The organism is Mastigocladopsis repens PCC 10914 (assembly GCF_000315565.1).
Lineage (GTDB): Bacteria > Cyanobacteriota > Cyanobacteriia > Cyanobacteriales > Nostocaceae > Mastigocladopsis > Mastigocladopsis repens.
Genome location: NZ_JH992901.1, coordinates 5,943,040 through 5,967,428, shown reverse-complemented (window position 1 = coordinate 5,967,428; position 24,389 = coordinate 5,943,040). Strand labels below are relative to the sequence as shown.

At 43.8% G+C, this 24,389-nt stretch carries 21 protein-coding genes; 11 read left to right on the top strand and 10 right to left on the bottom strand.

Annotated features, from left to right (window positions below):
- Positions 1 to 21: 21 nt before the first annotated feature.
- The 5 genes from MAS10914_RS0128540 to MAS10914_RS0128520 form a co-directional block, all read right to left on the bottom strand.
- A complete protein-coding gene (locus MAS10914_RS0128540; protein WP_017319369.1) occupies positions 22 to 1,578 on the bottom strand; it encodes a hypothetical protein in 1,557 nt (518 codons plus the stop codon).
- 340 nt (positions 1,579 to 1,918) lie between these two features.
- Positions 1,919 to 2,758, bottom strand: a complete 840-nt coding sequence (locus tag MAS10914_RS0128535; protein ID WP_017319368.1) for a DUF3153 domain-containing protein — start codon at positions 2,756 to 2,758, stop codon at positions 1,919 to 1,921.
- Between the two features lie 66 nt (positions 2,759 to 2,824).
- The gene (locus tag MAS10914_RS0128530) at positions 2,825 to 3,346 is read right to left on the bottom strand and encodes a tetratricopeptide repeat protein (protein WP_026082886.1); all 522 of its coding nucleotides are present in this window, start codon (positions 3,344 to 3,346) and stop codon (positions 2,825 to 2,827) included.
- A gap of 192 nt (positions 3,347 to 3,538) precedes the next feature.
- The gene (argB, locus tag MAS10914_RS0128525) at positions 3,539 to 4,432 is read right to left on the bottom strand and encodes an acetylglutamate kinase (protein ID WP_017319366.1); all 894 of its coding nucleotides are present in this window, start codon (positions 4,430 to 4,432) and stop codon (positions 3,539 to 3,541) included.
- Positions 4,433 to 4,778: 346 nt separating this feature from the next.
- Entirely contained in the window at positions 4,779 to 5,342 is a 564-nt protein-coding gene (locus MAS10914_RS0128520) for a shikimate kinase (protein ID WP_026082885.1), read from the bottom strand.
- A gap of 905 nt (positions 5,343 to 6,247) precedes the next feature.
- On the opposite strand from MAS10914_RS0128520, the gene MAS10914_RS0128515 reads away from it, so the two are divergent.
- Positions 6,248 to 6,439, top strand: a complete 192-nt coding sequence (locus MAS10914_RS0128515) for a hypothetical protein (protein ID WP_017319364.1) — start codon at positions 6,248 to 6,250, stop codon at positions 6,437 to 6,439.
- A 10-nt stretch (positions 6,440 to 6,449) separates the two neighbouring features.
- Here MAS10914_RS0128515 and MAS10914_RS0128510 read toward each other — a convergent pair whose 3' ends face one another.
- From MAS10914_RS0128510 to MAS10914_RS0128500, 3 genes are all read right to left on the bottom strand, one after another.
- A complete protein-coding gene (locus MAS10914_RS0128510; RefSeq protein ID WP_017319363.1) occupies positions 6,450 to 7,148 on the bottom strand; it encodes a LapA family protein in 699 nt (232 codons plus the stop codon).
- 72 nt (positions 7,149 to 7,220) lie between these two features.
- Positions 7,221 to 7,844: a flavin prenyltransferase UbiX gene (locus tag MAS10914_RS0128505; RefSeq protein ID WP_017319362.1), complete on the bottom strand. Its 624-nt coding sequence runs from the start codon at positions 7,842 to 7,844 to the stop codon at positions 7,221 to 7,223.
- Between the two features lie 173 nt (positions 7,845 to 8,017).
- Positions 8,018 to 10,378: a ribonuclease R family protein gene (locus tag MAS10914_RS0128500; RefSeq protein WP_017319361.1), complete on the bottom strand. Its 2,361-nt coding sequence runs from the start codon at positions 10,376 to 10,378 to the stop codon at positions 8,018 to 8,020.
- Positions 10,379 to 11,173: 795 nt separating this feature from the next.
- Between MAS10914_RS0128500 and MAS10914_RS0128490 the strand changes: the two genes are divergently transcribed.
- Positions 11,174 to 11,998, top strand: coding sequence for a hypothetical protein (locus MAS10914_RS0128490; RefSeq protein WP_017319359.1), 825 nt, complete (start codon positions 11,174 to 11,176; stop codon positions 11,996 to 11,998).
- Positions 11,999 to 12,038: 40 nt separating this feature from the next.
- Here the strand turns inward: MAS10914_RS0128490 and clpP are convergent, their stop codons facing one another.
- Positions 12,039 to 12,644 carry an ATP-dependent Clp endopeptidase proteolytic subunit ClpP gene (gene clpP, locus MAS10914_RS0128485; RefSeq protein WP_017319358.1) on the bottom strand — a complete coding sequence of 202 codons (606 nt, stop codon included), beginning with the start codon at positions 12,642 to 12,644 and terminating at the stop codon, positions 12,039 to 12,041.
- A gap of 253 nt (positions 12,645 to 12,897) precedes the next feature.
- On the opposite strand from clpP, the gene MAS10914_RS35130 reads away from it, so the two are divergent.
- The 7 genes from MAS10914_RS35130 (at position 12,898) to arsS (ending at position 19,939) form a co-directional block, all read left to right on the top strand.
- The gene (locus tag MAS10914_RS35130; protein ID WP_017319357.1) at positions 12,898 to 13,050 is read left to right on the top strand and encodes a hypothetical protein; all 153 of its coding nucleotides are present in this window, start codon (positions 12,898 to 12,900) and stop codon (positions 13,048 to 13,050) included.
- Positions 13,051 to 13,205: 155 nt separating this feature from the next.
- Positions 13,206 to 15,263: a thioredoxin domain-containing protein gene (locus MAS10914_RS0128475; protein WP_017319356.1), complete on the top strand. Its 2,058-nt coding sequence runs from the start codon at positions 13,206 to 13,208 to the stop codon at positions 15,261 to 15,263.
- Positions 15,264 to 15,437: 174 nt separating this feature from the next.
- Positions 15,438 to 16,265, top strand: coding sequence for a redoxin domain-containing protein (locus MAS10914_RS0128470; RefSeq protein ID WP_017319355.1), 828 nt, complete (start codon positions 15,438 to 15,440; stop codon positions 16,263 to 16,265).
- Between the two features lie 376 nt (positions 16,266 to 16,641).
- Positions 16,642 to 16,929: a Mo-dependent nitrogenase C-terminal domain-containing protein gene (locus tag MAS10914_RS0128465; protein ID WP_017319354.1), complete on the top strand. Its 288-nt coding sequence runs from the start codon at positions 16,642 to 16,644 to the stop codon at positions 16,927 to 16,929.
- A gap of 157 nt (positions 16,930 to 17,086) precedes the next feature.
- Complete coding sequence (locus MAS10914_RS0128460) at positions 17,087 to 17,761, top strand: response regulator transcription factor (RefSeq protein WP_017319353.1); 675 nt, start codon at positions 17,087 to 17,089, stop codon at positions 17,759 to 17,761.
- 174 nt (positions 17,762 to 17,935) lie between these two features.
- Complete coding sequence (gene arsM, locus MAS10914_RS0128455) at positions 17,936 to 18,904, top strand: arsenosugar biosynthesis arsenite methyltransferase ArsM (RefSeq protein WP_017319352.1); 969 nt, start codon at positions 17,936 to 17,938, stop codon at positions 18,902 to 18,904.
- A gap of 51 nt (positions 18,905 to 18,955) precedes the next feature.
- Positions 18,956 to 19,939, top strand: coding sequence for an arsenosugar biosynthesis radical SAM (seleno)protein ArsS (arsS, locus tag MAS10914_RS0128450; RefSeq protein WP_017319351.1), 984 nt, complete (start codon positions 18,956 to 18,958; stop codon positions 19,937 to 19,939).
- Positions 19,940 to 20,494: 555 nt separating this feature from the next.
- On the opposite strand, the gene MAS10914_RS0128445 is transcribed toward arsS, so the two are convergent.
- Positions 20,495 to 21,895 (bottom strand): carotenoid oxygenase family protein, encoded by a 1,401-nt coding sequence (locus MAS10914_RS0128445; RefSeq protein WP_017319350.1) that lies wholly within the window; start codon positions 21,893 to 21,895, stop codon positions 20,495 to 20,497.
- Between the two features lie 196 nt (positions 21,896 to 22,091).
- On the opposite strand from MAS10914_RS0128445, the gene MAS10914_RS0128440 reads away from it, so the two are divergent.
- Both MAS10914_RS0128440 and MAS10914_RS0128435 read left to right on the top strand, forming a co-directional pair.
- On the top strand, positions 22,092 to 22,730 hold the full coding sequence (locus tag MAS10914_RS0128440; protein WP_026082884.1) for a histidine phosphatase family protein: 639 nt from the start codon (positions 22,092 to 22,094) through the stop codon (positions 22,728 to 22,730).
- 106 nt (positions 22,731 to 22,836) lie between these two features.
- On the top strand, positions 22,837 to 23,964 hold the full coding sequence (locus MAS10914_RS0128435; protein WP_017319348.1) for a succinylglutamate desuccinylase/aspartoacylase family protein: 1,128 nt from the start codon (positions 22,837 to 22,839) through the stop codon (positions 23,962 to 23,964).
- Positions 23,965 to 24,389 lie beyond the last annotated feature (425 nt).

The window sequence follows — 24,389 nt, the reverse complement described above, 5'->3', positions numbered from 1 at the left end:
CTCAATGAATCTCCTTTGTCATTACAACCAATTAACCTGTTGCAAGACTTCTTGTATGGGCTTGGCAAAGTCCTGATGTTTGAGCTTGGGTAATTGAGGAACTTCATTTAATTTCTTCAATAAAGTAAATTGCAATTCCGCAAAACCTTCATTAATCCCTTGAAGATCCGGGTCTTTACTTGCCCAGTACCAAAGGTCGCGATCGCTATTTCTGGCCAGAGCGTAAGCTAAGTAAAGGCGAGCTGTTTTCTTGGCGCTTGCGTCTTCAAAGCCTTGATTGAGAGCGATCGCATACCAAGATGCTAGGTTATATAAAAATTGAGTATTTAGCTCTGTTGTTGCATCCCAATTCTTTTCAACGTTCTGTATTTCCTGTTTTGCTTCTTGAATGAAAGTGTCATTACCTGTTACTAGCTGCGCCATTGCTTTGCCAACTCTAATTCGGCGCTTGATAGCTTCATCCTGACATCTTTCAAGTGCTTCTTCGTATTGCAAAATCGCTTGCCGTTGCAATTTCACACCTTCTTTAGCCTGAAACTCTCGCCCTTGAGTACTATAGATGTCAGCTAGATTCTCGTAAGGTTGATACCAATCTGGGTAAAGCTCTATTGACTGCTGCAAATCCTCAATAGCCAACTGGTAAAAGAACTTGCCATGAGTCGGAACGCTGGCAAAGTTCAGCACACCAAAGAAGTTGTTAATTTGTGCTTGATACTTTTTGCGCCTATTACCAAAGTATGTCCAAGGTACGGCATCCACCATTTCCCGCCTACACAGTTCTATTGCCAACCAGCGAGCAGCGGGTCTTAATAACTCCCTGTAGCGGTCTTTGAGCGCCTGTGATGAATCATTTTTGGTATCTGGTGTCTTGTCGTCGGTTGGCTCCCATATAGTGTAGAGCTTAGAGGAAAGGCGACCTTCTATATTTGTGATTTCAAATGTAATACCCAGCTTGCTATGTTCTTGACCCTGGCTTTGGAGGATACTGGTCACTTTAGTTCCAAAGGGCGGGAATATAACCTTAAGTAGTTGCACCACTGGATCGATCTGATCGGGTGTCAACTCGTTCAGTGAAGCCACTAAATCAGCCAGTCGTTGATCTGGGGTGACTTGTGGTAGCGGTAACTTATTAGGAGGGCGATAAGTTTCAGGTCCTACACTTTTGATATGCTCCTTCACCCGTTGGCGGACGCCTTTCATCTCCCGCACCAGTCTTTCCCGTGCCAATTGCGAAAGACTTGGTAACACTTTCTCAAGTTCATCAGCACCAGAAGCATTGCTAACGTTATCGATAACTAACTGGGATGAGCGATAAACAATCAACAAGACAAGCCGATAGAGTACGAGAAGACTCAGTGCGGCTACCATCACCTTAGCCAAGGAAAATGCAATTGAGGTTAAGCTTTGATCAATCGCTTCCAAATCTTCTGCCAATTTTCTAATAGAAAAGGTTTCTTTCTTTGACTGATTTGGTGTTGATGTTGCACTAGGTGTTAGCGTAGAAACCGGAGTTTGAGCAGAAACTGAGGCAGAGGAGACGATAAAAAAAGTAACTATTAATAACAGCTTTGCTTTCACAACTTTAATATTTTGCAATTCTATTTATTAATAATAGATATTGACCAAAGAGCAGAAGCATAGTAATTTACAGATATTTACTGTTGAAAATTTTAACGATCTATCATAAGCGTTAATTCCTAAGCGATCGCTAAAATCCTCTTGCAAAGTCAAATTTATGACAATGAAACCACAGATGAACACAGATGACTTATCTGTGTTCATCTGTGTGCATCTGTGGTTCTAAATATCTATTAATCATATTTTTGCAAGAAGTGTATTGCATTCAACAAATACGTGGTTAGTAGTTAGTAGTTCCTAACAACTACCAACTACCAACTATCAATCCCCACTCCCGTTTCTACTGACCCCCGGTGACTGCTGGTGGAGCAAACTGAACTCTGGGATCAGGCATAAAAGTATATCTCAAGTAAAACCCAGCCCAGACAAACAGAATAATTAACAAAGTCCCGATACCGAGAGGACTAGGAAGCCAAAAAACTGTTTCTATGTGGTTTAGTTCTCCAGGCTTAAGCTTCCACACTAACTGATGTCCATTCTTTTCTGGAAGGATGGTATTTTCGGTCTTTTCCACACTCCTTGCGCCCCAAGGAGTGTTTAAGCTAAATTCTAAATTGAGAATTGAACCAGGATTCGCCAAGACATTTCCGTTGCTGGAAATTAGAGCAAGCGATCGCAAATCCAAATCATAAATCAATCGATTCCGCACTAAAAGCAAGAAATTATTTTGAAACACAAGTAAGTTTGATTCAATTTTTGGCAGTTCTGAGTTAGATTCACTTCCGACGGACTCCGATTTTTGAGTACCATTAGGGTGGAAAAACTCGTTAAACTTTGCTTGTAATTCCCGACCGCTACTAAAGGGAATCGAAACAATAACCTCTTGTTTGGAAAGTCGCCGTGTTTTGCCTTCCAATTTGCGAGCGCGACGCTCTATACTATTCAACCATTCATAAACAGAATCGCCACTAAAACTGGTTAGCTTTTCTTCCAACTTAATATGCTGCACAAATTCGCCGCGATTCGGATTGTCAAAGTTAACGCCCAAGTCATAGTTGACACAACCAGATAGCAGCAGGGACATTAACAGCACAATCCATAAAATAGGATTTTGGATTGGAAAAACACGGTTCAATTTCCCACCCACAAAACTCTTTGCAAAAGCAGACGAATTCATCATTATACAACTCCCCAAAAGTTAATTTTCTGTTTTCTTATTCCCTTTGTTCTCTGCGCTTTCTCTGGTTTAAAAACTTAACCAAACCAAACTACCTAAGGTTAAAGCAACGACAATCAATGCCAGCCAAATAAATCGATTATCTCTGGTATTCACCTGGCTAAGGTCAACCAATTCTGGCTCAGGAGGCATCTGTCCCTGGGAAGACTTAGTATTATTTACAGCCAGACGAATTTTGGTTTCATTGTCAGGGACTGCGCCTAAATCGGGAATTTCGGTCATCCATTCCCTTGGTCGTTGCAACCTGGGCGCTTTGAGGATGTAATGCAACTCCTTTGCTTGTTTACTAGTTTCTGTATGAGGATGGCGCTTAAGTTGTTCGCAAAGGGTAAGAGCATCTTCTGTGCGCCCTGCTGCTTCATAAGCTGTTACCAGCCAAATTTGTACCTCACCACCAAGGCGAGAATTACGAGCCAAAAGGGCGCTAGCCTTTTCCAATTGTTCAACAGCTTCTCGGTACTGCCCTTTTTCAAAGGCAACTTTCCCACTTTGGTACCTAGCTTTGGCTATTTCTAAACTTTCAGAATTCACGGTTTGCACAAAAATCAGCACTGCCTTCATTTTGCCAACAGCAGCTACCAAAGGTAGCAATATTTTTGGAATCCTTTACTCCAGCAGCAAAGTCAAAAAAGTTATTGATGTGGGTCATAAAAAATCTGCTTAACATCACAGGTGGGGAGGTGGGGAGAAAATCACCCCACTTCCCCATTTCAAAAAGCTCTGCTATGGTATAAACTGCGACCCAAGGAGCATTGTACCGATACCAACATCGGTGAAGATTTCAAGTAGCAGTGCATGGGGGATGCGACCATCGATGATGTGAGCTGCACGAACTCCTTGAGCAAGGGAGCGCACACAACAATTGACTTTGGGAATCATTCCACCACTGACTACACCAGTTGTCATCAATTCGCGGGCTTCTTGAATGTCTACTCTTGGAATCAGGGTAGAAGGGTCTTTATAGTCTTTGAGAATGCCCCTCGTGTCAGTCAGCAAAATCAACTTTTCTGCCCCGATTGCTGCTGCTATTTCTCCAGCGACAGTATCTGCATTAATGTTGTAGGGTTGTCCTGTCTCGTCTGCTGCAACGCTGGAAACGACGGGAATATAGCCACTATTGACGAGTGTCTCTAAAATTTTGATATCAACAGTGCAAACTTCCCCTACAAAGCCGATCCCCTCTTCACCTTGAGGTCGGGCTGTAATTAAGTTACCATCTTTGCCGCACAGTCCCACTGCTGAACCACCAGCTTTGTTAATCAAGGCGACTATTTCTTTATTCACTCGACCAACTAACACCATTTCCACCACATCCATTGTGGGGGCATCAGTCACTCGCAAACCATTTTTAAATTGCGGCTCAATTCCCAGTTTATCCAGCCAACTATTAATTTCCGGTCCACCGCCATGTACCACAATTGGTCGTAAGCCAACGCAAGATAAGAATACGATGTCGCGGATGACTTTATCTTTGAGATTTGTATCTTTCATTGCTGCGCCACCGTACTTGACAACAATGGTTCGACCTGTGAATTGTTGAATGTACGGTAGTGCTTCGCTTAACACTTGCACGCGGGTGGCTGCATCTTGCCTTATGTACTCAGTTTCTCTGACCATCATGAGGAGATATTGAGAGATATCTTTAGTTTTAGTTTGGATAAATGATAATAACGGAAAAGGAAAAGTGTATAATGCGATGTTTGCCTACAAGGTTGTGACCTGATAGCAAAAAGGTAGATACAGCAGGAGTCAGGAGTCAGAAGTCAGGAGTCAGAAGGAAAATTTGCTCTATATCTGGCTCTTGAGTTGAAAATGTATACCTCATAAAAAGTGCAAACTGCTGTATTTATATTAATAATCCGTATTATGGACTCAAAATGAATAAAATCCTCTATTGAGCCGAAATATCTTCTATGTACAAAGTGGAATTTTTGAATTTTTACTTTCAACTATTAATTTTTTGTTAGGAAGGTTCAGCAGGAGAATGTTCTGGTTTCAGGACGCAGGGAATCTCCTCCAGAACCCGCGCGGCAATTTGTTCTGGTGTTTCTTCCTCGCTCACGGTGATTTGCAGATCCGCTTGTGCGTAAAGAGGTTGTCGTTGTTCAAGGAGCGATCGCAACTTCCCTTGTGGATCAGCATCTTGCAGGAGTGGTCTTGTTGTATCTTCTGCAAGTCGCCTATACAGGACTTCCGCCGGTACATCAAGCCAAACAATTAAGCCGTGGTGCAGGTAACTCCAGTTTTCTCGCCTGACAACAATTCCCCCACCTGTTGCAATGACAAGCTTGGTGAAAGCACACACTTGTGACAGCACTTTACTTTCCAACTTGCGAAACACGGCTTCTCCGTCGTCGGCAAAAATTTTGGTGATCGGTTTATCACCAGCCACTTTCTCAATCACGGTGTCGGTATCAACAAAGCCATAGCTTAAATGCTGTGCCAATAAGTGTCCCACAGTTGTCTTACCAGCACCCATCATGCCAATTAAGTACAGGTTGACTCCTTGCAACAAGTCATTCGTCATTGGATGTTGTTGGTTGTTCTTGACCACTAACTACTAACCACTAACCAATTTACTTTAAATCTCGGTGCCCAGACGCATATCTCTGATGTAATTTTCGATTTGTGCTTCAAAAATTGAATGGCTTATTAGTAATGTTGCAAATTCTTCTTCTACCTTATTTGAATCAGATAGCGTCATTACTGTTATTTATTTAGAGTAACCCAAGGCAATATCTTATCTATTTGTCTATAAAGTAAAAATAAATACACTGTGAAATTATAACGATTTTAGTAACGTTTGTTAGGTGACTTGTCAGTTCTTACTTAGGTATCTTTAGGCTTAATGGAAATTTAATAAATCTTGATTGAAACTTTATCCTGACAATGTCGGTCAAGATAAACAAGCGTGACTCACTACTTGGTGGGGCAATTCTATATATTACACAACACTGTGTTTCTACCGACACTATATAAGCGATCCAGCAATTGCTTGCAGCAGACACTAGTACTCTGTCCCATTAATTTTGCGGGATTCGTAGTGAGCGCAAGAGCGCTCTCGGAGTCTAGGACTAAAGTCCTTACTACGAACTTGTACAACCATCAGAATTAATGCGATGAACCATTAGTAGTCTGCCAACCTAAAAATGACGGGTAAGCGTAGTTTGTAGTTGGTGCTGTCTAGCCTGCGGCACGCCTGACGGCGAACGCGCTTAGCGCTCACTACAAACCCCTCAAACTTGGGGTGGTGAAGTACTAGTCAACAAGTTAGTGTTTTAGTTCAAGGTGTAAAATATGACTTATTATCTGATAAGGAGCAAAAAAGCTTTGCCAACTAAGCGGTTGAGGCACAAAGCCAGTACATATTTTATCTAGGAAAGCCTGATTAAATTAAGTGTGCTCTAAGTGTGGTCGTTTGAGGTTTCAACCATGACTCGGATTCGAGATGTTGTGCAAAAAGCTTTAGCCACTGGCTATCTGACTGTTGAGGCAGAAAATCAATTGCGACAGTTGCTGACAACCCGGTATGACGTGGAGGACTTAAATGCTTTCATGACCTTGCAGGAAGCTGCCATGACCGGAAAAGTCAAGCAGGAGTCCCGGGAGCGGTGTGGCATCTAGTAAAAAATACTCAACGACGAGGACGCTTATCCTCATCCTCAGAATCGTCGTCATCCAAGAAGCCCCAATCATCATCCTCGGCTTTATCAGTCGTTGAGGGTTGATAAGGGGGGATAATAACCCGATAATCAGCATCGTAAATAGATTCAGTTTTCCCCACTCCAGAATTTTTCGGTTCGCGGTAGCTGTAAGAGTAGGCTGAATCAGATTTAGAACTGCTTTTGGGTTCTTGCTGACGTTCGTATTCGTAAGTGTTAGAGTCTCTGACCTGTGTATTTTGAGGATTGGGTGTAGGCGCTTCTTCTTTTTCTTCAAAGTCCCAATCTTCCGTGCTGCTATCTGTTTCCCAGTCATTGGGTGCATCACTCGTTCGCGGTGACTCGGTTTTACTACTTGATGGTGGAGGAGAAGGACGGGGTGCTGGTTCTTGGGTGCGAGTTTGGCGTGCATGGGTTGAAGCTGTGGATGACCTCAGCGGGGTTTGACGTTGTTGTCGCGCAAAATAATTAGACAAATTAAATAAGCTTGTGACGAATACAGTTGTAAAAGCACCAGCAGCAGTACTGAACAACATCCAAATCGCCAGTGGAATTGGTTTGGATTTCATCCCCAAAAATACCACAGAGAGGACAGGTGACCAGTTTTGCACTAGCAAAAGCGTTAGTCCTCCCAGCACCACCACTAACAAAATTAAGCGAAATACAGCCATAGATATTAGTCAAGAGTCAAGAGTCAAAAATTATTCTCCCCATCTCCCCATCTCCCCATCTCCCTATTTTGACTAATCTTGACGACCTTGCCATCTTTGAATTGGTATACAATCGATGTCGAGTTGATCTAGCACACGGGCAACCACAAAATCAACTAAATCCTCAATAGTTTTGGGATTGTGGTACCAAGCGGGAATGGCGGGAACAACTCTGACTCCGGCTTCTGCTAGGGTGGTTAAGTTGCGAAGGTGAATCAAGCTAAAGGGAGTTTCACGCGGAACGACAACCAATTTTCGCCCTTCCTTGATCTGGACATCCGCCGCACGTTCGAGTAAGTCAGAACTTAAACCAGCTGCTAGCTTTGCTACAGTACTCATACTGCATGGAATAACAATCATCCCTAGGGTGTGAAAGGAACCGCTGGCAATGTTGGCTCCGACATCACCCCAAGGATGACAACGTAGTTTACCCGCGCGTTCAACGACCGCTTGCTGTCGCCAAAATTGCTCTTGTTGAGCGGGTTCTACTGGCATACGAATATTCTGCTCAGATTGCCAAACCATGTAACTTGACTTGGAAGCAACCAATTCAATTTCGTAGTCAGCTTCTAGTAGAAATTTGAGAGCACGAATGGCGTAAATCAGACCAGATGCACCTGATACGCCTAAGATGAGTGGTTTGGTATTCTCGGACACGCTGTTATGTAAGGAAGTTAGGAGGAATTGGGGATGAGGGATTGAGAATTGTTAGTTGTTAGTTGTGAGACCAGTGCTGCGGGAGGGAAACCCTGCCGCAGGTGACTGGCTCTCCCGTTGGGTTCGTTGTTTATTAAATTCTCTATTTAACGACTAACGACTAACTCATCCCTTCATTCTTCGTCTGTATACGGTTCTAAGTCATCCGGCTCCATATCCTCGTGGTGGGATAAGTAGAGGTCTGTGTCTTCGCCGTTGGAGACGCCGACATCTTTACCAAAGACTGAGCCATCGCTACCAACAGTGACTAAATCGATTTGCTGGCGGTAATAATCAACACTCTTAACTTGCACAGCTACGCGATCGCCTAGTCTGTAAGAAGCGCGATTTTTGCGACCAAACAATGCCTGTTGTCTGGCACGATACTCATACCAATCGTCTTTGAGAGAACTGACGTGTACCAGTCCTTCCACCCGCAGAGGTACGCGAGGATTGCCAACTTTTTGTGACTCGGTTGCTGGAACTTCTATTTCTACAAAGAATCCGTAGGATTGGACACCTGTGATCACACCAGTAAAAACCTCGCCGATGCGCTGTTTCATGAGTGAGGCTCTTTGCAATCCTGCTAAGTCAGCTTCTGCTTCTTGAACTTCTTTTTCTCTATCGTTGAGCTGGACGATGACTCTGGTCAAATCGCTTTGGAGTTCTTGTTGCAATTCTGGTGGGAGGACATTCCAGTTAATTTCACCGTGGCTGGAGGAGTGGCGTAGGTTGACACGCTCTTTGACACGGGTGTTGCGGCGATCGCGTCCGTGTTCAAGTAATGCATAAAATACCCTTTGCATGAGCAAATCTGGGTAACGCCGCAAGGGAGCGGTGAAATGGGTATATTCTGCTAATGACAACCCAAAGTGATGTCCTTTTGTTGTGCTGTACGTAGCTGGCTTGAGCGTGTCTTGCAATAAGTAGGTAAGAACTTGCTCGGATACTGATTCTGCAAAAACTCTGGTCAACTGTTGATAATCAAGAGGTTGGATATCTATTTCTGGATCTAGCGACAGTTCGACGCCGAGATTGATTGCTAATTTCAGCATCTCTTGCACATCTTCGGGATCGGGTGCGCCTTGGACTCGCCAAATGGCAGGGATACCCAAGGCGTTAAAATGGGCAGCCATGAGTTGGTTAACGAGTAGCACCATCTCAGTTAACAGCGAGTGTACAGGTAAATCATTCACCACGACACAGCCTAAAGCGCCCTCATCATAATAAGGGTTTTGATTTGGTGGTAAATTTAACTGCAAGCACCCACGATCCAAGCGTACCTGTCTTAACAAGACCCGTACAGTATCGAGTTGTTGCACCATCTCTGTAACAGACGGTCCAAGTTCGGTCGATTGGTTTGTCAGAATTGCCTCTGTTTGTTGTTCGCTCACTGAGGAGTCTACTTTGACAACGCTAGGTTGAATTTCCCACTCCAGCACTTGTCCCGATTTTGAATCAACCGTTATTAAAAAAGATAGAGTTAAGCGATCGCTTCCGGGCAATAGAGCACAGCGTTCGGCAACAACTTCTGGTAACATAGGTAACACCAATTCTCCCAGATACACTGAGCGCCCCCGCTTGAGTGCTTCTCGGTCGAGGACTTCGTCTGGTTGAACATAGTGAGAAACATCAGCAATGTGAAAGCCCAACTGCCAATGTCCAGCGCTTGTTTTTTCCAAGCTGAAAGCATTTTCTACCATCATTAAGTCATTGCCGTTGCCAATGATGGTCAAGGTAAACTTCTGACGCAAATCCAGCCGATTTTTCAATTCTGCTTTTAGCAGTTTTTTGGGCAGTTTTGAGGCTGCTTCCTGTACGGCTTCTGGAAAACTCCGCGAAAGGTCGTGCTTGCAGGTCACTAAGTCTATATCCGCCGCCGCTTCAGCATCGCTTCCTAGGATTTGCACGACCCGACCTAATGGAGGGTATTGTGCTAACGGGTAACGCAGAACTTCGACATGAGCCAAGTGGTCAACTGCTTGTTCCAAGTTGATACCATTTGCTTGCACTTTAAGTTCAAACAGCAACCTATCGTCCAAGGGGACAGCACGATATCCACTTTCTATCTGTTTAATTCGCGCCAGTAAAGTGTGATTGGAGCGTTCTAAGATTAACTTGACCTCTCCTTCTGGGGAGCGCCGACGACTCCCTTCTTTAAGAACCCTGACCAAAACGCGATCGCCATTCCAGGCGTTACTGAGATGGCTTTCCCGAATGTAGATATCTTCGGCTCCTTCTACATCTTGAATTGCAAAGCAAAAGCCTTTACTGGAACAACGGAGTTTTGCCTCAATCAGCCCTTCTTCTGTGACTCGACGATACTTGCCACGTTCTTTAACTAAAACCCCAATTCTTTCCAGTATTTCTAATGCAATATGAAGTTTTTGTAAACTGACTTCATCTTCGCAACCAAGTTTCTTTTCCAACAGTTTACGAGCCACCAATTTATCATCAGTGAAATTGGCCAGAAGTGTAGCGATTGAAAATTCCATGCAGTGAACCGACCTTTGGTCAAAACATCATTTTTTTTTGAATTTGGTTCGCATGCTGTGTACCCTCACGACTACAGACACTAGCTGAAAACGAATTGCCCAAAATAAAGGGCACTGCACGAACATCTCAGAGTGTAGGTGCGTTAAAGCTCCTAGTGCAAGACAATCGTTCAAAGTACGCCCGTTTTAGATGTTGCCCCCTCGGTAATTACGTAACGGGTTTTTGAGTGACGTACGTTGGAGAACTTTCCACGCTGCCCAAAAGCACTCTTTAGGGAAACCGCAGGTGTTGGATTGTCTGGTGTGAAGGTACTTTTACGCCATGCAACTCTGATTTTTAACTAGGAGAAACTGCCGACAAATCTAATTGACCCATATGTAGGATCGGAAACAATTAGGTCAGCAGCTAATAAGCTGTGAGGACGAACCATTACTTCATTATTGTAGATATAGAGCGTACTTACAGAAAATAGTTCTAGATCACCAATTAGGTAATTAGTATAGCAAGGACAATCAGAGCACTCTTGGTCAATAAGCAGTAGCCAAAAGGTTGCCCTGAAAACCTCATGCTACAATCAGGACACGGGATTAAAGTGCGAATAGTACCTTGGTTACTGAAGCTGCCCTTAAAAAAACAAGTATTAAAACTGTCGAGTAGCTTTCCCAGATGGAACCAAGCTTTAAACTTGGCAAAATTCAGTTAGAGTATGTTGTCCATAACCGAACAACGAGTCCAATTTTGGATACACAGGTAGCAGCAACCCCTTTATAAGAATTTAGATTGGTGACAGTATTATGTTGGCTCAATTTCAGAGCAAATATCCCCAGGGCAGTCTTATTTCTGAACTAGTGCAAATTTATCACGGCAAATATATTGTCCGCTCATGCGTCCAAATTGATGGCGTCACCCGCGCCACTGGTATGGCTGCAGCAGAAACACTTGAGGAAGCAGAAGACCAAGCTAGGAATAGAGCGTTGGAAGTTTTGGGAATCACCAGTTCGTTACAGGAGTCGGTTGTTAGTTCCCCAGAACCTGTAAAGCAGGTCAAACCAACCCCTTCTTTAACAACACCAAACGGATTAAACGAGTCTGCCTATTCCCCGGCTCTCAACATTCCTCAAACGGAACCAACCCCAACCCCAACCCCTCCAGTAGTCTCATCCATACCAGGTAAAAACGATACGAAAAACCAGGACATCACTGAAGGTTTTTCTGCGACTAACAAGCAGGAAAACCAATTCGACTTCGACACTGCATTGGAAAGCTTGGAAATGACTTCTGATACTTTACCAGAAGATAATACGATACCTGGGATTTCTTCAAGTAACGTGACAGCATTTCCGTCACGCAGTTACAGCAGCTCACAAGAAGATGTGGGAACCCAGACAGTAGCAACGAAGAAAAAGAAGAAGAGCGAACCTGTGGATCAGTCCGATGATATTGCTAAAATCGGCGTTGAAATGCAGCGCCTAGGTTGGACAACAGACCAGGGGCGAGATTATCTGATTAAAACTTACGGCAAGCGATCGCGTCATTTACTAACTGACGAAGAATTGCACGATTTCCTCAGATATTTAGAATCTCAAATGACGCCCCCAGATCCATTAGCAGGATTTTGAAAAGTTGTAGAGACGCGCCATGGCGCGTTTCTACATTTAACTAAACAACAGCCATTGGACGGCTACCAGCAGCGTGACGGTCAATCACTTGGTCGATTAAACCATAATCCTTTGCTTCGTCAGGCGACATAAAGAAGTCTCTTTCTGTATCTTCAGCAATTTTGTCATATGGCTGACCAGTGTGCTCAGCTAAATATTCATTGAGCCGCTGCTTGTGGTAGAGGATTTCGCGTGCCTGAATTTCAATATCAGTTGCTTGTCCCTGAGCGCCACCCAGAGGTTGGTGAATCATAATCCGGGAATGGGGTAAACTCATCCGCTTACCGTTGGTACCAGCGCTGAGGAGGAAAGCACCCATACTTGCCGCCAATCCGGTACAAATTGTACAGACATTTGGACGGATGTGCTTCATAGTATCGAATATCCCCATACCTGCCGTCACCGAACCACCAGGAGAGTTGATGTACATATAAATGTCTTTCTCCGAGTCTTCTGCATCCAAGAACAGCAGCTGGGCAACAATCAAGTTAGCTACGTTGTTATCAATCGGCTGTCCTAAAAAAAGGATGCGCTCACGCAACAGTCGTGAGTAAATATCAAAGGCGCGTTCGCCACGACCTGATTGTTCAATAACGATAGGAATCATGCAGACTGTTTGTGACTAATTTACATACATTTTATCGATTGCAACGGCTGATTGTTTTGGCGAACCACAAGCCCAATTTTCCAAAGAAACTAGGTTTGTGGAGAAGATTTGATTTTTCTGGAACGTTGTCATAAATTTTACTAAGGATTTTCCGGAATATCAGGGCTTGGTTCGGTAGATAAATAATACAGGGCGCAATAAAATAACAACTTCTAACTAAAATGTCATCCACCTAAAGCTAGAGGAACCTGCCATGCTGGAAAAACTTGTGCAAGCCGCCATCATCACCTTCTTACTCCACCTGATAGCAGGTCTTAGCCCAACGACAATTAACACAGAGGCAGCACCACCTTCAGGTACGATGTCAACACCAATTGCCAGAGCATTGCTTAACTCTGTTGAATAAATAATATTCTTATTTCAGCAAAGCGATAGGAAGAGGAAATTCTCAGCCTCCTACTTATGAGGTACGCCTAAGCACAGAGTTATTAGAGGCTGTGAACTCAATATCTCTGTAACAGGCTAGACTGGGCAAAGAAGGCTGTCAACGCGCATCTTATCATGACTAATCGTCTGGCTCAAGCTCAAAGCCTCTACCTCCGCAAACACGCCGAAAACCCTATTGATTGGTGGTCTTGGTGTGACGAAGCACTCGCAACGGCAAAAGCTCAGAATAAACCGATATTTCTTTCTATAGGCTACTCCAGTTGCCACTGGTGTACCGTCATGGAAGGTGAAGCTTTTTCCGACTCAGCTATTGCCGAGTACATGAACGCTAACTTTCTTCCTATAAAAGTAGATAGAGAAGAAAGACCAGACCTTGACAGCATTTATATGCAAGCTTTGCAAATGATGAGCGGTCAAGGGGGTTGGCCTTTGAACGTTTTTCTCACCCCAGATGATTTAATACCGTTCTATGCTGGTACTTACTTCCCAGTTGAACCACGCTACGGTCGTCCCGGCTTTTTGCAAGTCCTGCAAGCAATTCGTCACTACTACGACACAGAAAAAGAAGATTTACGCGATCGCAAAGCAGTGATTATTGAGTCACTCCTCACTTCCGCAGTCTTGCAAGAGGAGGGATTAACAGAAGCTCAAGATAAAGAATTGTTGCACAAAGGCTGGGAAACCTCTACTGGCATCATTACACCCAATCAAGCCGGTAACAGCTTCCCGATGATTCCTTACGCAGAACTAGCACTGCGAGGAATTAGGTTTAACTTTGAATCTCGATATGATAGCAAGCAAGTTTGTACCCAGCGAGGACTAGACCTGGCATTGGGCGGCATTTATGATCACGTGGCAGGTGGCTTTCACCGCTACACAGTTGATCACACTTGGACAGTACCGCACTTTGAAAAGATGCTCTACGACAATGGTCAAATTGTCGAGTATTTGGCTAATTTGTGGAGCGTAGGATTTCAAGAGCCAGCTTTTGAGAGGGCAATTGCAGGGACTTTCCAATGGCTGAAGCGAGAAATGACCGCACCAACTGGGTACTTCTACGCAGCTCAAGATGCTGATAGTTTTACCACTCCCACAGAAGCAGAACCAGAGGAAGGCGCGTTTTACGTCTGGAGTTACAGCGAATTGCAGCAACTGCTGACTCCAGAGGAACTAACGCAATTGCAGCAACAGTTTACAGTCACGCCTAACGGCAACTTTGAAGGTAACAATGTGTTGCAAAGGCGTCATGCAGGACAACTGAGTGAAACACTGGAAACAGTACTAGCAAAGTTGTTTGTTGTTCGCTATGGTACAGCACCTGAGTCCGTAGAAACTTTCCCACCCGCCCGCAACAACCAGGAAGCGAAAACCGGAAACTGGAAAGGACGCATTCCGGCGGTGACAGATACAAAGATGATTGTCGCCTGGAATAGCTTAATGATTTCCGGTTTAGCAAGGGCGTATGGGGTCTTCCAACAACCAGAGTATCTGGAACTTGCAGCAAGAGCAGCGAATTTTATCTTGGATAATCAGTTTGTCGATGGGCGCTTCCACCGACTAAATTATGAAGGACAAGCTACCGTACTCGCTCAATCTGAAGATTACGCCTTTGTTATCAAAGCGCTGCTAGATTTACACGCTTGTGATCCTGAGCAAAAAAACTGGTTGGAAAGAGCGATCGCCATTCAAGAGGAATTCCACGAATATCTTTGGAGTGTGGAATTAGGTGGTTATCATAACACATCAAGTGACGCAAGTCAAGATTTGATTGTGCGAGAGCGCAGCTATGCAGATAATGCCACACCATCCGCTAATGGAGTTGCAATTGCCAACCTTGTCCGTCTTGCTCTTTTAACCGACAATCTTGATTATTTGGATTTAGCCGAACGAGGGTTAAAAGCATTTAGAAGTGTGATGAGCCGTGCTCCTCAAGCTTGTCCCAGTCTGTTTACAGCCTTAGATTGGTATCGTAACTGTACCTTAATCCGCACTACCACTGAGCAGATACACTCTCTCAACCCTATGTATTTACCTAGTACTGCGTTTGTTGCGGTCTCGAAGTTACCAGAGGGAAGTGTTGGCTTAGTTTGCCAAGGTTTGAAGTGTCTTGCACCAGCAGAAAGTTTGGATAAGTTGTTGCAGCAAGTGCAGCAGACTCAGGTCAGGGGATGATGTAGACCCTAATTGAGTTGACTAGACTTCTTCCAAAAGTCAATTAGATGGAAATAAAACCACAGATGGACACAGATAAACACAGATAAATCATCTGTGTCCATCTGTGTCCATCTGTGGTTCCAAAATTCCTTATCTGGATTTTTGCACGAAGTCTACTGTTGAAACATTGCCATGACGACTAATCTACAAATAGGTGAGAAATTTCCCGACTTCCAACTTCCAAATCATCGTAACGAAATCACGCAACTATCCCAATTGACTAAGCCCAGTTTACTAGATGAAAAGTTGGGATTCCTAGATGGTTATCCACTGATTTTGGTATTTTACCGAGGCTTCTTTTGCCCTCGTGACCAACAGCAAATGCGGCAATTTGTGCAGTTTCAAGATGAACTCAAGGTGAACTATTGCCAACTGGTGACAGTAAGTGCAGACTCACCTATTGCACAAGCAGCATTTCGCGCTGGTTTGGGGGCGCAATGGACATTTTTATCAGATGAAAAACGCGAAGTTATTAGGCAAATTCATATTCTCGATGAGACAGAGGGTGAGTATGCTTATCGCGCACAACCATACACCTTTGTGTTGCGACCTGACCTCACCATTCACAAAATATACAACGGTTGGTTCTTTGTCGGGCGACCAACACTAGAAGAGTTGCGACTCGATTTGCGGACTATTATGGAAACCCATTCTAATTATCGTTATGAGGCGTATAACACGCCAGAAGTTCAGCAAATTCGCATTCCTCAGCAAGAATGGGCGGAGGGTCAGCCACTACTTGGTGCTAACGGTCTTTTAGTGGCGCAAGGTGTAGTGAGTTGGTTCGACTTCCAAACAGGTCACGGTATTATCGCCACAGATGCGGGAGAGGAAGTCTTTTTCAACTTTACCGCCATTCCTGGTGAGGGGTATCGCACGATTAAACCTGGTACACGCGTGAAATTTGAAAGAGTCCACAGCAAATCTGGTATGACGGCGCGTAATATTCAGCAGGCGTAGGTTAATTTTTTCCGGAATTACGCTCTCAAACAGTTGAAGCTGGTGCAGCAAGCAGCGCTAGCCAAAACTCATAAGTGAGGAAGCCAAGGATAGGGGCGGTTTTGCAAAACCGCCCCTACAGCCTATGAATGCTAGCCCTCAAGGCTGCTGACTCCTCCTGAGTAGAGAAAATTTTCTGGCAACAAAAATATCGGGAAAATCGTCCGGAACACTGGAAATGGTGTTTGTAGTTAAGAGTGTTCCCAAAAAAGAGAACAAAAGAACGAGAAACAACTGCATAAGAAAGCCAAACCGAACCTAATAAATATATAGGAAAGGTTTCAAACCCAACCAACAAGAGTCAACTTTGAAATTTTTAATGATGAGGTAAGCAATTATGACTAGCTTTGCTCAATTCCAAGGACAAAATGACTTACTCCAACCAATCCGTCAGTGGTTGGATTCGATAGAAATTCATAACATCAAATTAGCTCATTCCTTGTGCAAGTTAATCCCCGCCCAATGTCCTTTTGAGCGTGACATTATACTGTTTGGTCGCAAGTTATTTCACATTCCACCCATGTGTAAGTTAAATCCTCTTTATGAGGAAGTGGTGAGTCTGCGTTTCCGAGCCTTGTGTTATCTTGCTGACGAATGCGGTGAAGATGTCACAGCTTATTGCTAATAGTAAGTGTGATAGTCGTATCATGGAGCAATCATAGGTAATCGCACTCTTACCGTAGTTCCTTTCGGAAAATTTGAATCAAGTTGTTCTATATCTGGCTCTTGACTTGAAAAGGCGTACCTCATTAACTTACAAACCGCTGTATTATTAAATATCCATGACGACGCATATTTTACTTGTTGAAGATGAAGTTAAACTAGCTCGATTTGTGGAATTGGAACTAAGTTATGAGGGCTATAAAGTCAGCGTCGCATACGATGGATTAACGGGACTCACAGCTGCACGGGAGTCTCATCCAGATTTAGTAATTTTAGATTGGATGCTGCCTGGTTTATCTGGATTGGAAATTTGCCGCCGCTTGCGAAGTACTGGAAATCAGGTGCCCATCATATTATTGACCGCAAAGGATGAAGTGAGCGATCGCGTTGCTGGTTTAGACGCAGGCGCTGATGATTATGTCGTCAAACCCTTTAGTGTCGAAGAATTGCTCGCCAGAGTCCGCGCACACTTGCGAAGAACCCACGAAGCCGACAGTGATATTTTACCATTTGAAGACTTGAGTTTAAATCGTCGTACGCGGGAAGTGTATCGTGGAACGCGCTTAATCGAGTTAACCGCCAAAGAGTTTGATTTACTGGAGTATTTACTCGCCCATCCGCGACAGGTCATGACACGCGATCGCATTTTAGAAGAAGTTTGGGGCTACGAGTTTATGGGCGACTCCAACATCATTGAGGTTTACATTCGCTACTTGCGCCTTAAACTGGAGGCGAATAACGAAAAACGCCTCATCCAAACCGTGCGTGGTGTTGGTTACGTACTGCGTGATTGACACTCCTTGAAAAGCCTGACAGGAGTCAATACTGTTGAGTTAGGGTTATTGGTTGGATTTTTAGCTTTGTAGAGGCGTTGCATTGCAAGGTTTCTACAAAATCATCCATAGGGTATGAAATTACCAATTTAGTTACCGCTACCATTAAAAATGGTAGACAACTTCAGGAGTGCGATGAGTTATCTCGAAACAGCAGCGCAATTTTATAGTGAAGTCGCCCAAACACCGCAAGTGGGACTTTGTTGTGTGCAAAGCACACCCCTGCAACTACCAGGACTGCGTATTCCTTCCCAAATGCAGGAAATGAACTATGGTTGCGGTACGACCGTTCATCCCACAGAACTAGGAAATCAACCCACAGTGTTGTACGTTGGAGTTGGCGGTGGATTAGAAGCTTTGCAATTTGCCTACTTTTCCCGGCGTCCTGGTGCTGTCATTGCGGTTGATCCAGTAGCAGAAATGCGTCAAGCTGCTACACGTAACTTGGAAATTGCTGCTCAAGAAAACCCTTGGTTTGACACCAGCTTTGTAGAAATTCGCGAAGGCGATGCCTTTAATTTACCTGTTCCTGATGATTCTGTCGATGTCGTAGCGCAAAATTGCCTGTTCAATATCTTTGAACCAGAGGATTTAACCCGTGCTTTGCAACAAGCATATCGGGTGTTAAAACCAGGGGGAAGATTGCAGATGAGCGACCCAATTGCGACTCGTCCCATTCCACAACATCTGCAAAAAGATGAGCAGCTGCGAGCAATGTGTTTATCAGGCGCACTTACTTATGACGAGTATATTCAACGTATTATAAATGCTGGTTTTGGACAAGTAGAAATTCGCGATCGCCGTCCTTACCGTTTGCTTGATTCCCAGACTTACAATCTAGAAGAAAATCTTCTTTTAGAAAGTCTAGATTCTGTGGCTTTCAAAGTTATGATTCCTGAAGATGGTGCTTGTGTATTTACAGGAAAAACCGCAATATACTTTGGAACAGAACCATTTTTCGATGATGGAGTCGGTCATATTCTTCAGCGTGGAATTCCAGCATCAGTGTGTGATAAAACTGCTGGCAAATTTGCAGCATTTATGCGAGATAAAATAATTATTACTGATTCAACCTGGCACTATAACGGCGGCGGTTGTTGTTAGTATTGTAGAGACGTTGTATGCAATGCAACGTCTCTACACCAGGGATAAATTATGATTCAAACAACAGTCACACCTTTCAAACAAAAACTCACATCTCTGACAAAAAAAGGAATCTCTGTTTTACAAATTAATTTAGGTAAGCGCTGCAACCTTGCCTGTCACCATTGCCATGTAGAAGCAGGACCAAAACGTACAGAAGAACTTTCTCCAGAAATTTGCCAACAATTGATTGAGCTAATTCAGAGATTTCCACAAATTCAGATTGTTGATTTGACTGGTGGCGCACCGGAAATGAATTATGGATTTAAGCCACTGGTAGAAGTCGCAAGGGCAACTGGTAAACAGGTGATTGTCCGGTCTAATTTGACCATTTATTTTGAAGATGGATTTGGTGATTTGCCAGAATACTTTGCTAAACACAAAGTTCGGGTTGTTGCTTCTCTGCCCTGTTACTTAGCAGACAATGTAGAGAAACTGCGCGGTACAGGCGTATATAATGATTCAATCAAAGCGTTGCAATGGCTGAATCAACTAGGTTATGGGAAAGAGCCAGATTTAATTGTGGATTTAGTCTATAATCCACAATTACCCGTAAGTGATAAATTTTCCTTAACCGCAGAACAAGTAAAGCTCGAAAGAGATTACAAACAGTTCTTAGAAGAGAGTTTTGGGGTTAGTTTTAATAACTTATTTACAATCACCAACCTACCAGTTGGGAGAACAAAACTGTATTTAGAAAAAAAGAAACTGTACGCTCTATATTTAGAGTTTTTAGAGTCGCATTTCAATTCTGGTACAGTTGAACATTTGATGTGTTTGGATGAGCTTTCAATCGATTATCTGGGCAATGTGTATGATTGCGATTTCAACCAGATGATGAATCTACCAGCGAAAACTCGCGACGGGGAAAACCTCACGGTTGCTAAATTGCTGGAAGTTGGTGATTTAGACTTGATAGGTGAGGTACAAACGGCAGCTTATTGTTATGGTTGTACAGCCGGCAGTGGTTCGAGTTGTGGTGGTGCTTTGGTATGAAGTCTTTATATGATTGCCTAGCAAAGGCGTTTAGCAACTCACTTGTGCTGCTTATTGAATAATCTTGTTACCAAAACTGTTACCAGCGCTTTACTAACACGCGTATAAGTTTATGATCAATCACAGTTAAGTCTCCTCACACCATATCTCTAACCGTGGACTCTATTTAGATTCCACGGTTTTTATTTTGTCATGAAATGCCAACAGACACATACTTAGCCTGAAGATGACACGTAAGGATGTTAGTTCACTGTAGGCAAGGAGGTGCGTGAATAAGGCTAAAAAATTGTTGTTACCAAAATTGTTACGAGCGTGTTTATACTGCTGAGTTACCATTATGATGATATTGAGTTAAGCTCCTCACATCACACCAATAGCCGTGGAACTGAATGTTTCACGGCTTTTATTTTTATGTGTACAGTCACAGATTGTTGTCGCTGTGACAAATTAATTGTTATTCCAACTCCTAGAATACTGAGTCCTAGGTAATTAAAAGAATTAACAAATTTTTCCTAGGGGCACAACATTGTTGTGCCCTAGCCTTGGGGTGTTAATTTACACAGAAGCTTTCAATTGTTCCTCAGAAACCCAAGCACCGTGGAACCCATAAGGCACTCGTTGGGGAATGAGCACCCGCGCCACTGGTTCACCTGTTATATCCTGAGCATTCACAACCACCAGTTCAGAAGTCTCTTCACCTGTGTCATACACAAAAGTTACTAGCCAGCCGTCATCTTCAGCCGTTGCACTCGGACGCGGTACAAACACAGCTTCACCGCCATAACATCCCTGTCCGAATTCGTGGGTTTCGGACTTGCCACTGCTCAAGTCATACTTAATCAAACCATCGAACAGAGGCAGGGAACTTTTCGCCATTCTGCCAGTATATCCATATCGCGTTTTTTGCCCTAACAGATTCTCATTGACACGGGGAAATTCGGAGGCTACATCATCCAGCATCTCCTCGCTCACTTTGCCCGTTTTTAGGTTAAACCGCCAGCGATGCAAGCGGGGGATATCTGCTTGAGAGTCGGTGTGTGTGTCTTGCGGCACAGACAAGACAGTAGTGGAATTCATGCGACAAGCAACAAGCACCACCTCGTCTCCTTCCTCATAAGCATTGAGGGTATGGAAGATGTAGCAAGCGGGACTCTCAAACCAGCGAATGTTACTGTTATTACCGTAACGGGGAACAATACCAAAACGACTGGGTTTATCGCGCTCAAACATCATCAGAGGTTTGCCCCCTTTCATCCTTTCTTTGCTAAAAGTCAGTGGCAAATCCATGAAAATTGTGTAGTCTTCAGTGATGGCAAAATCATGCATCATGACTGCCGTTGGTATGTCAATAGGCTCTGTCTGCAAAAGTTCGCCTTCTGGTGAAACCACGCTGTATTGCAGGTACGGTCGTGTGAAACCGTAACCGAAGAACATCATCTCACCGGTTACTGAGTCTACCTTAGGGTGAGCAGTCACCGCCGAAACGAGTTTGCCATTGTAGGTATATTCACCAATAGTCTTTAACTCAGGAACCCTAATTGCGTGAGGCGCACCCCCTTCCCAAAGTGCCAACAGTTGCCCTGCGTGCCACACAAGAGCAGTGTTAGCCGGGTTCTTGCTCGGTTTTTGAGGCTTGTCCTTTTGTGGCGGTTCTACTAACCCAGTCCAAAGAGCTTTACCCGCTTCATTCTCGATTTTCCAGGCTTTTGTCCGCACATAGCGGTTGCGATAGGTCGCTTTGCCGTTGCTAATTCGCACCCCATGCAACATCCCATCGCCATCAAACCAATGATACTTTCCGATGGGTGTCCACTGAGGATTAGGACCATTCCGCACGAACATTCCTGACAAGTCGGGAGGTAGTTCACCTATGACTTGCAGGGTGTTAGCGGTGATTTCTTCATGCACTGGCGCAAAGTTACTATCGAGAAAAGAATTGACTTCTGTTGTTGCCATTGTTCCTGTCCCAAGCTGAAGTGAATATATTATCGGCACTTCGTTATATTAGCCATAGCCCTTACTATAGTTAACAATTGTGGATCGGGAGTACAAGCGCAACGGGCGTGGGAGACAAAGAAATGACTAATCTAGAGACGACGCGCCATGGCGCATCTCTACAATGACTAATGATGAATCTAAAATCCCAAATGGTATGAGTCTAACTCTTTATTTCCTCCGTCACGGACAGACAGAATGCAGCCGTAATAATTTCTTTTGCGGTTCGATAGACCCAGAACTTACCCCAGATGGCTTGGAGATGGCAAAAGCTTTTGCTGCTGCATACAGTTCTACTCCCTGGACAGCAATTTTTTGCTCTCCTATGGGACGAGCGATGGCGACAGCAAAACCTTTGTGTGAAGCTATAGGAATACAACCAGAACTGCGAGATGGCTTGAAGGAAATCAACTATGGCAAATGGGAAGGCAAAACACCCGAGACGGTCAACCAGGAATTTCATGATGATTATATTCGCTGGTTGGCAGATCCGGCTTGGTATGCGCCTACAGGCGGGGAAATGGCAATTGCTATAGCATCTCGTGCTACGCAGGTGATTGAAGAAATCAAGCAGCGTTACAGCAGTGGCAATGTTTTAATTGTTGCCCACAAAGCAACGATCAGAATTATGCTGTGCAGTTTGTTGGGAATTGATGTGGGACGCTTTCGCTATCGTTTAGGATGCCCAGTTGGATCTGTCAGTATTGTAGAATTTGGCTCACATGGTCCTCTACTGAAGGCATTGGCTGACCGTACTCATTTGGACGAGCGGTTACGTAATTTACCGGGAACTTAAATGAGACATGGCGGGCATCTTGCCTGCCCCACAAGAAAAGACTGATATTATATTTGTGAATATTGTGAATCATCACACAATTGTTCAGTAGTGCCCAATTTTTACCATGCTCCCTACTGTTTCTACCATTCCACTGCGCCATATGGCTTCTGGTGATGTCTTATCCCTTCAAGTCTACAAATTTATTGGCGCTCACCCTGGTAAAAAAGTTTATATCCAATCCAATTTGCATGGTGCTGAAATCGTTGGCAATGCTGTTATTCACCAACTTATTGAGTTTTTACAGGCAGTAAATGATACAGATTTATTGGGTGAAATTTGGTTAGTTCCTGTTTGTAACCCAATGGGAACAAATGCGCGATCGCACATTTTTTCTTCTGGACGCTACTGTGTTTACGAAGCGAAGGATTGGAACCGTATCTTTTGGGACTACGAAAAAGATACTGATGATTTATTAGCATTTGCTAACTCTCAAATAAATTTTGACCCCAAGGTGGTGAGAAGGAATTACCTCACCGCAATTAAGCAAAAATTTGACAAACTTTTAGAAAAAATTCATTCTCCCAGTGGTAGCCCTTACACTCAACGGTTTAGCTCCAAACTACAATCTCTGAGTTTGGATGCAGACTATTTAATTGACTTACACAGTCACACGAATCAAGGATTAAACTACCTTTATTTCTTCCGTAACAGAGAAGAAAGTGCAAAATATTTCTTACTTCAATTTGGAATTCAACTTGATACATACGATGGGGATGCTTTTGATGAAGCCTTTATCAAACCTTGGTTAGCCTTGGAAGAGTGTTTCAAACAGCTTGGTAGAGAAATGAGGTTTGATGTGGAAGCTTGGACACTCGAACTTGGTACGGGGATGCAAATGAATCCAGATTCCGTGGAGAAAGGTATTCGAGGTGTGAAAAACTATTTAGCACAGAAAGGAGTTTTACGAATCTCTGGCTTTCCTATAGAGTCAACATCTCATGAAATGAGTTTGAAATTAAAAACTGTTGTGAAAAAATATTATGCTCCAACAGGCGGAATGATTCAATCAAGAGTAGAATTGGGGAATTCAGTAAAAGCTGGAGAACGACTTTATCAAGTTTTGAATTTTAATAAAGAAGGTAAGTTACCTACTGTAATTGATGTCAGTGCGGAAGAAGATGGGTTAGTTTATGATCTTTGTTCCAACCAGGCGGTAAACGAAGGCGAGTTTGTACTAGCAATTATTGGTTAGTCTGTTCCGGCTTCATATTGGGATTAAAACAGTGACCAGTGAACAGTGAGTCCAGCGCTGCAGGCGGGTCTCCCGCCGTAGGCGACTGGCGTAAGCGCAAGCGCACGCCTGACGGCGAAGGCGCAGCCTCTCCGGAGGAGATACCCGAAGGGTGAACAGTGACCAGGTAACACGCAGGGGATTTAGACCCCAAGTGAAACGTACCATCTTTGATGGGGGTCTCCTTCCTCTCGCTAAAAACTGGTAACTGGTAACTGGTAACTGCTCACTGCAAAAGATGAATATCACAAGACATCGCAGACAGTTATGTAATATTTGCGACAGCAGATAATTGTAATATTATACTTTCTCTTATATCAAGTGGTAGTGAAAGATAATAAGTAGTAAATTAGACTTAAGTCAAGGTCATTGCCAGAAAATCCAGG

Bases quoted from the DNA above. Each gene is read 5' to 3' on its own strand.
- MAS10914_RS0128535 (WP_017319368.1), bottom strand. From the start codon at position 2,758: ATGATGAATTCGTCTGCTTTTGCAAAGAGTTTTGTGGGTGGGAAATTG.
- argB (WP_017319366.1), bottom strand. From the start codon at position 4,432: ATGGTCAGAGAAACTGAGTACATAAGGCAAGATGCAGCCACCCGCGTG.
- MAS10914_RS0128520 (WP_026082885.1), bottom strand. From the start codon at position 5,342: ATGACGAATGACTTGTTGCAAGGAGTCAACCTGTACTTAATTGGCATG.
- MAS10914_RS0128515 (WP_017319364.1), top strand. From the start codon at position 6,248: ATGACTCGGATTCGAGATGTTGTGCAAAAAGCTTTAGCCACTGGCTAT.
- MAS10914_RS0128510 (WP_017319363.1), bottom strand. From the start codon at position 7,148: ATGGCTGTATTTCGCTTAATTTTGTTAGTGGTGGTGCTGGGAGGACTA.
- MAS10914_RS0128500 (WP_017319361.1), bottom strand. From the start codon at position 10,378: ATGGAATTTTCAATCGCTACACTTCTGGCCAATTTCACTGATGATAAA.
- MAS10914_RS0128490 (WP_017319359.1), top strand. From the start codon at position 11,174: ATGTTGGCTCAATTTCAGAGCAAATATCCCCAGGGCAGTCTTATTTCT.
- clpP (WP_017319358.1), bottom strand. From the start codon at position 12,644: ATGATTCCTATCGTTATTGAACAATCAGGTCGTGGCGAACGCGCCTTT.
- MAS10914_RS35130 (WP_017319357.1), top strand. From the start codon at position 12,898: ATGCTGGAAAAACTTGTGCAAGCCGCCATCATCACCTTCTTACTCCAC.
- MAS10914_RS0128475 (WP_017319356.1), top strand. From the start codon at position 13,206: ATGACTAATCGTCTGGCTCAAGCTCAAAGCCTCTACCTCCGCAAACAC.
- MAS10914_RS0128470 (WP_017319355.1), top strand. From the start codon at position 15,438: ATGACGACTAATCTACAAATAGGTGAGAAATTTCCCGACTTCCAACTT.
- MAS10914_RS0128465 (WP_017319354.1), top strand. From the start codon at position 16,642: ATGACTAGCTTTGCTCAATTCCAAGGACAAAATGACTTACTCCAACCA.
- MAS10914_RS0128460 (WP_017319353.1), top strand. From the start codon at position 17,087: ATGACGACGCATATTTTACTTGTTGAAGATGAAGTTAAACTAGCTCGA.
- arsM (WP_017319352.1), top strand. From the start codon at position 17,936: ATGAGTTATCTCGAAACAGCAGCGCAATTTTATAGTGAAGTCGCCCAA.
- arsS (WP_017319351.1), top strand. From the start codon at position 18,956: ATGATTCAAACAACAGTCACACCTTTCAAACAAAAACTCACATCTCTG.
- MAS10914_RS0128445 (WP_017319350.1), bottom strand. From the start codon at position 21,895: ATGGCAACAACAGAAGTCAATTCTTTTCTCGATAGTAACTTTGCGCCA.
- MAS10914_RS0128440 (WP_026082884.1), top strand. From the start codon at position 22,092: ATGAGTCTAACTCTTTATTTCCTCCGTCACGGACAGACAGAATGCAGC.
- MAS10914_RS0128435 (WP_017319348.1), top strand. From the start codon at position 22,837: ATGCTCCCTACTGTTTCTACCATTCCACTGCGCCATATGGCTTCTGGT.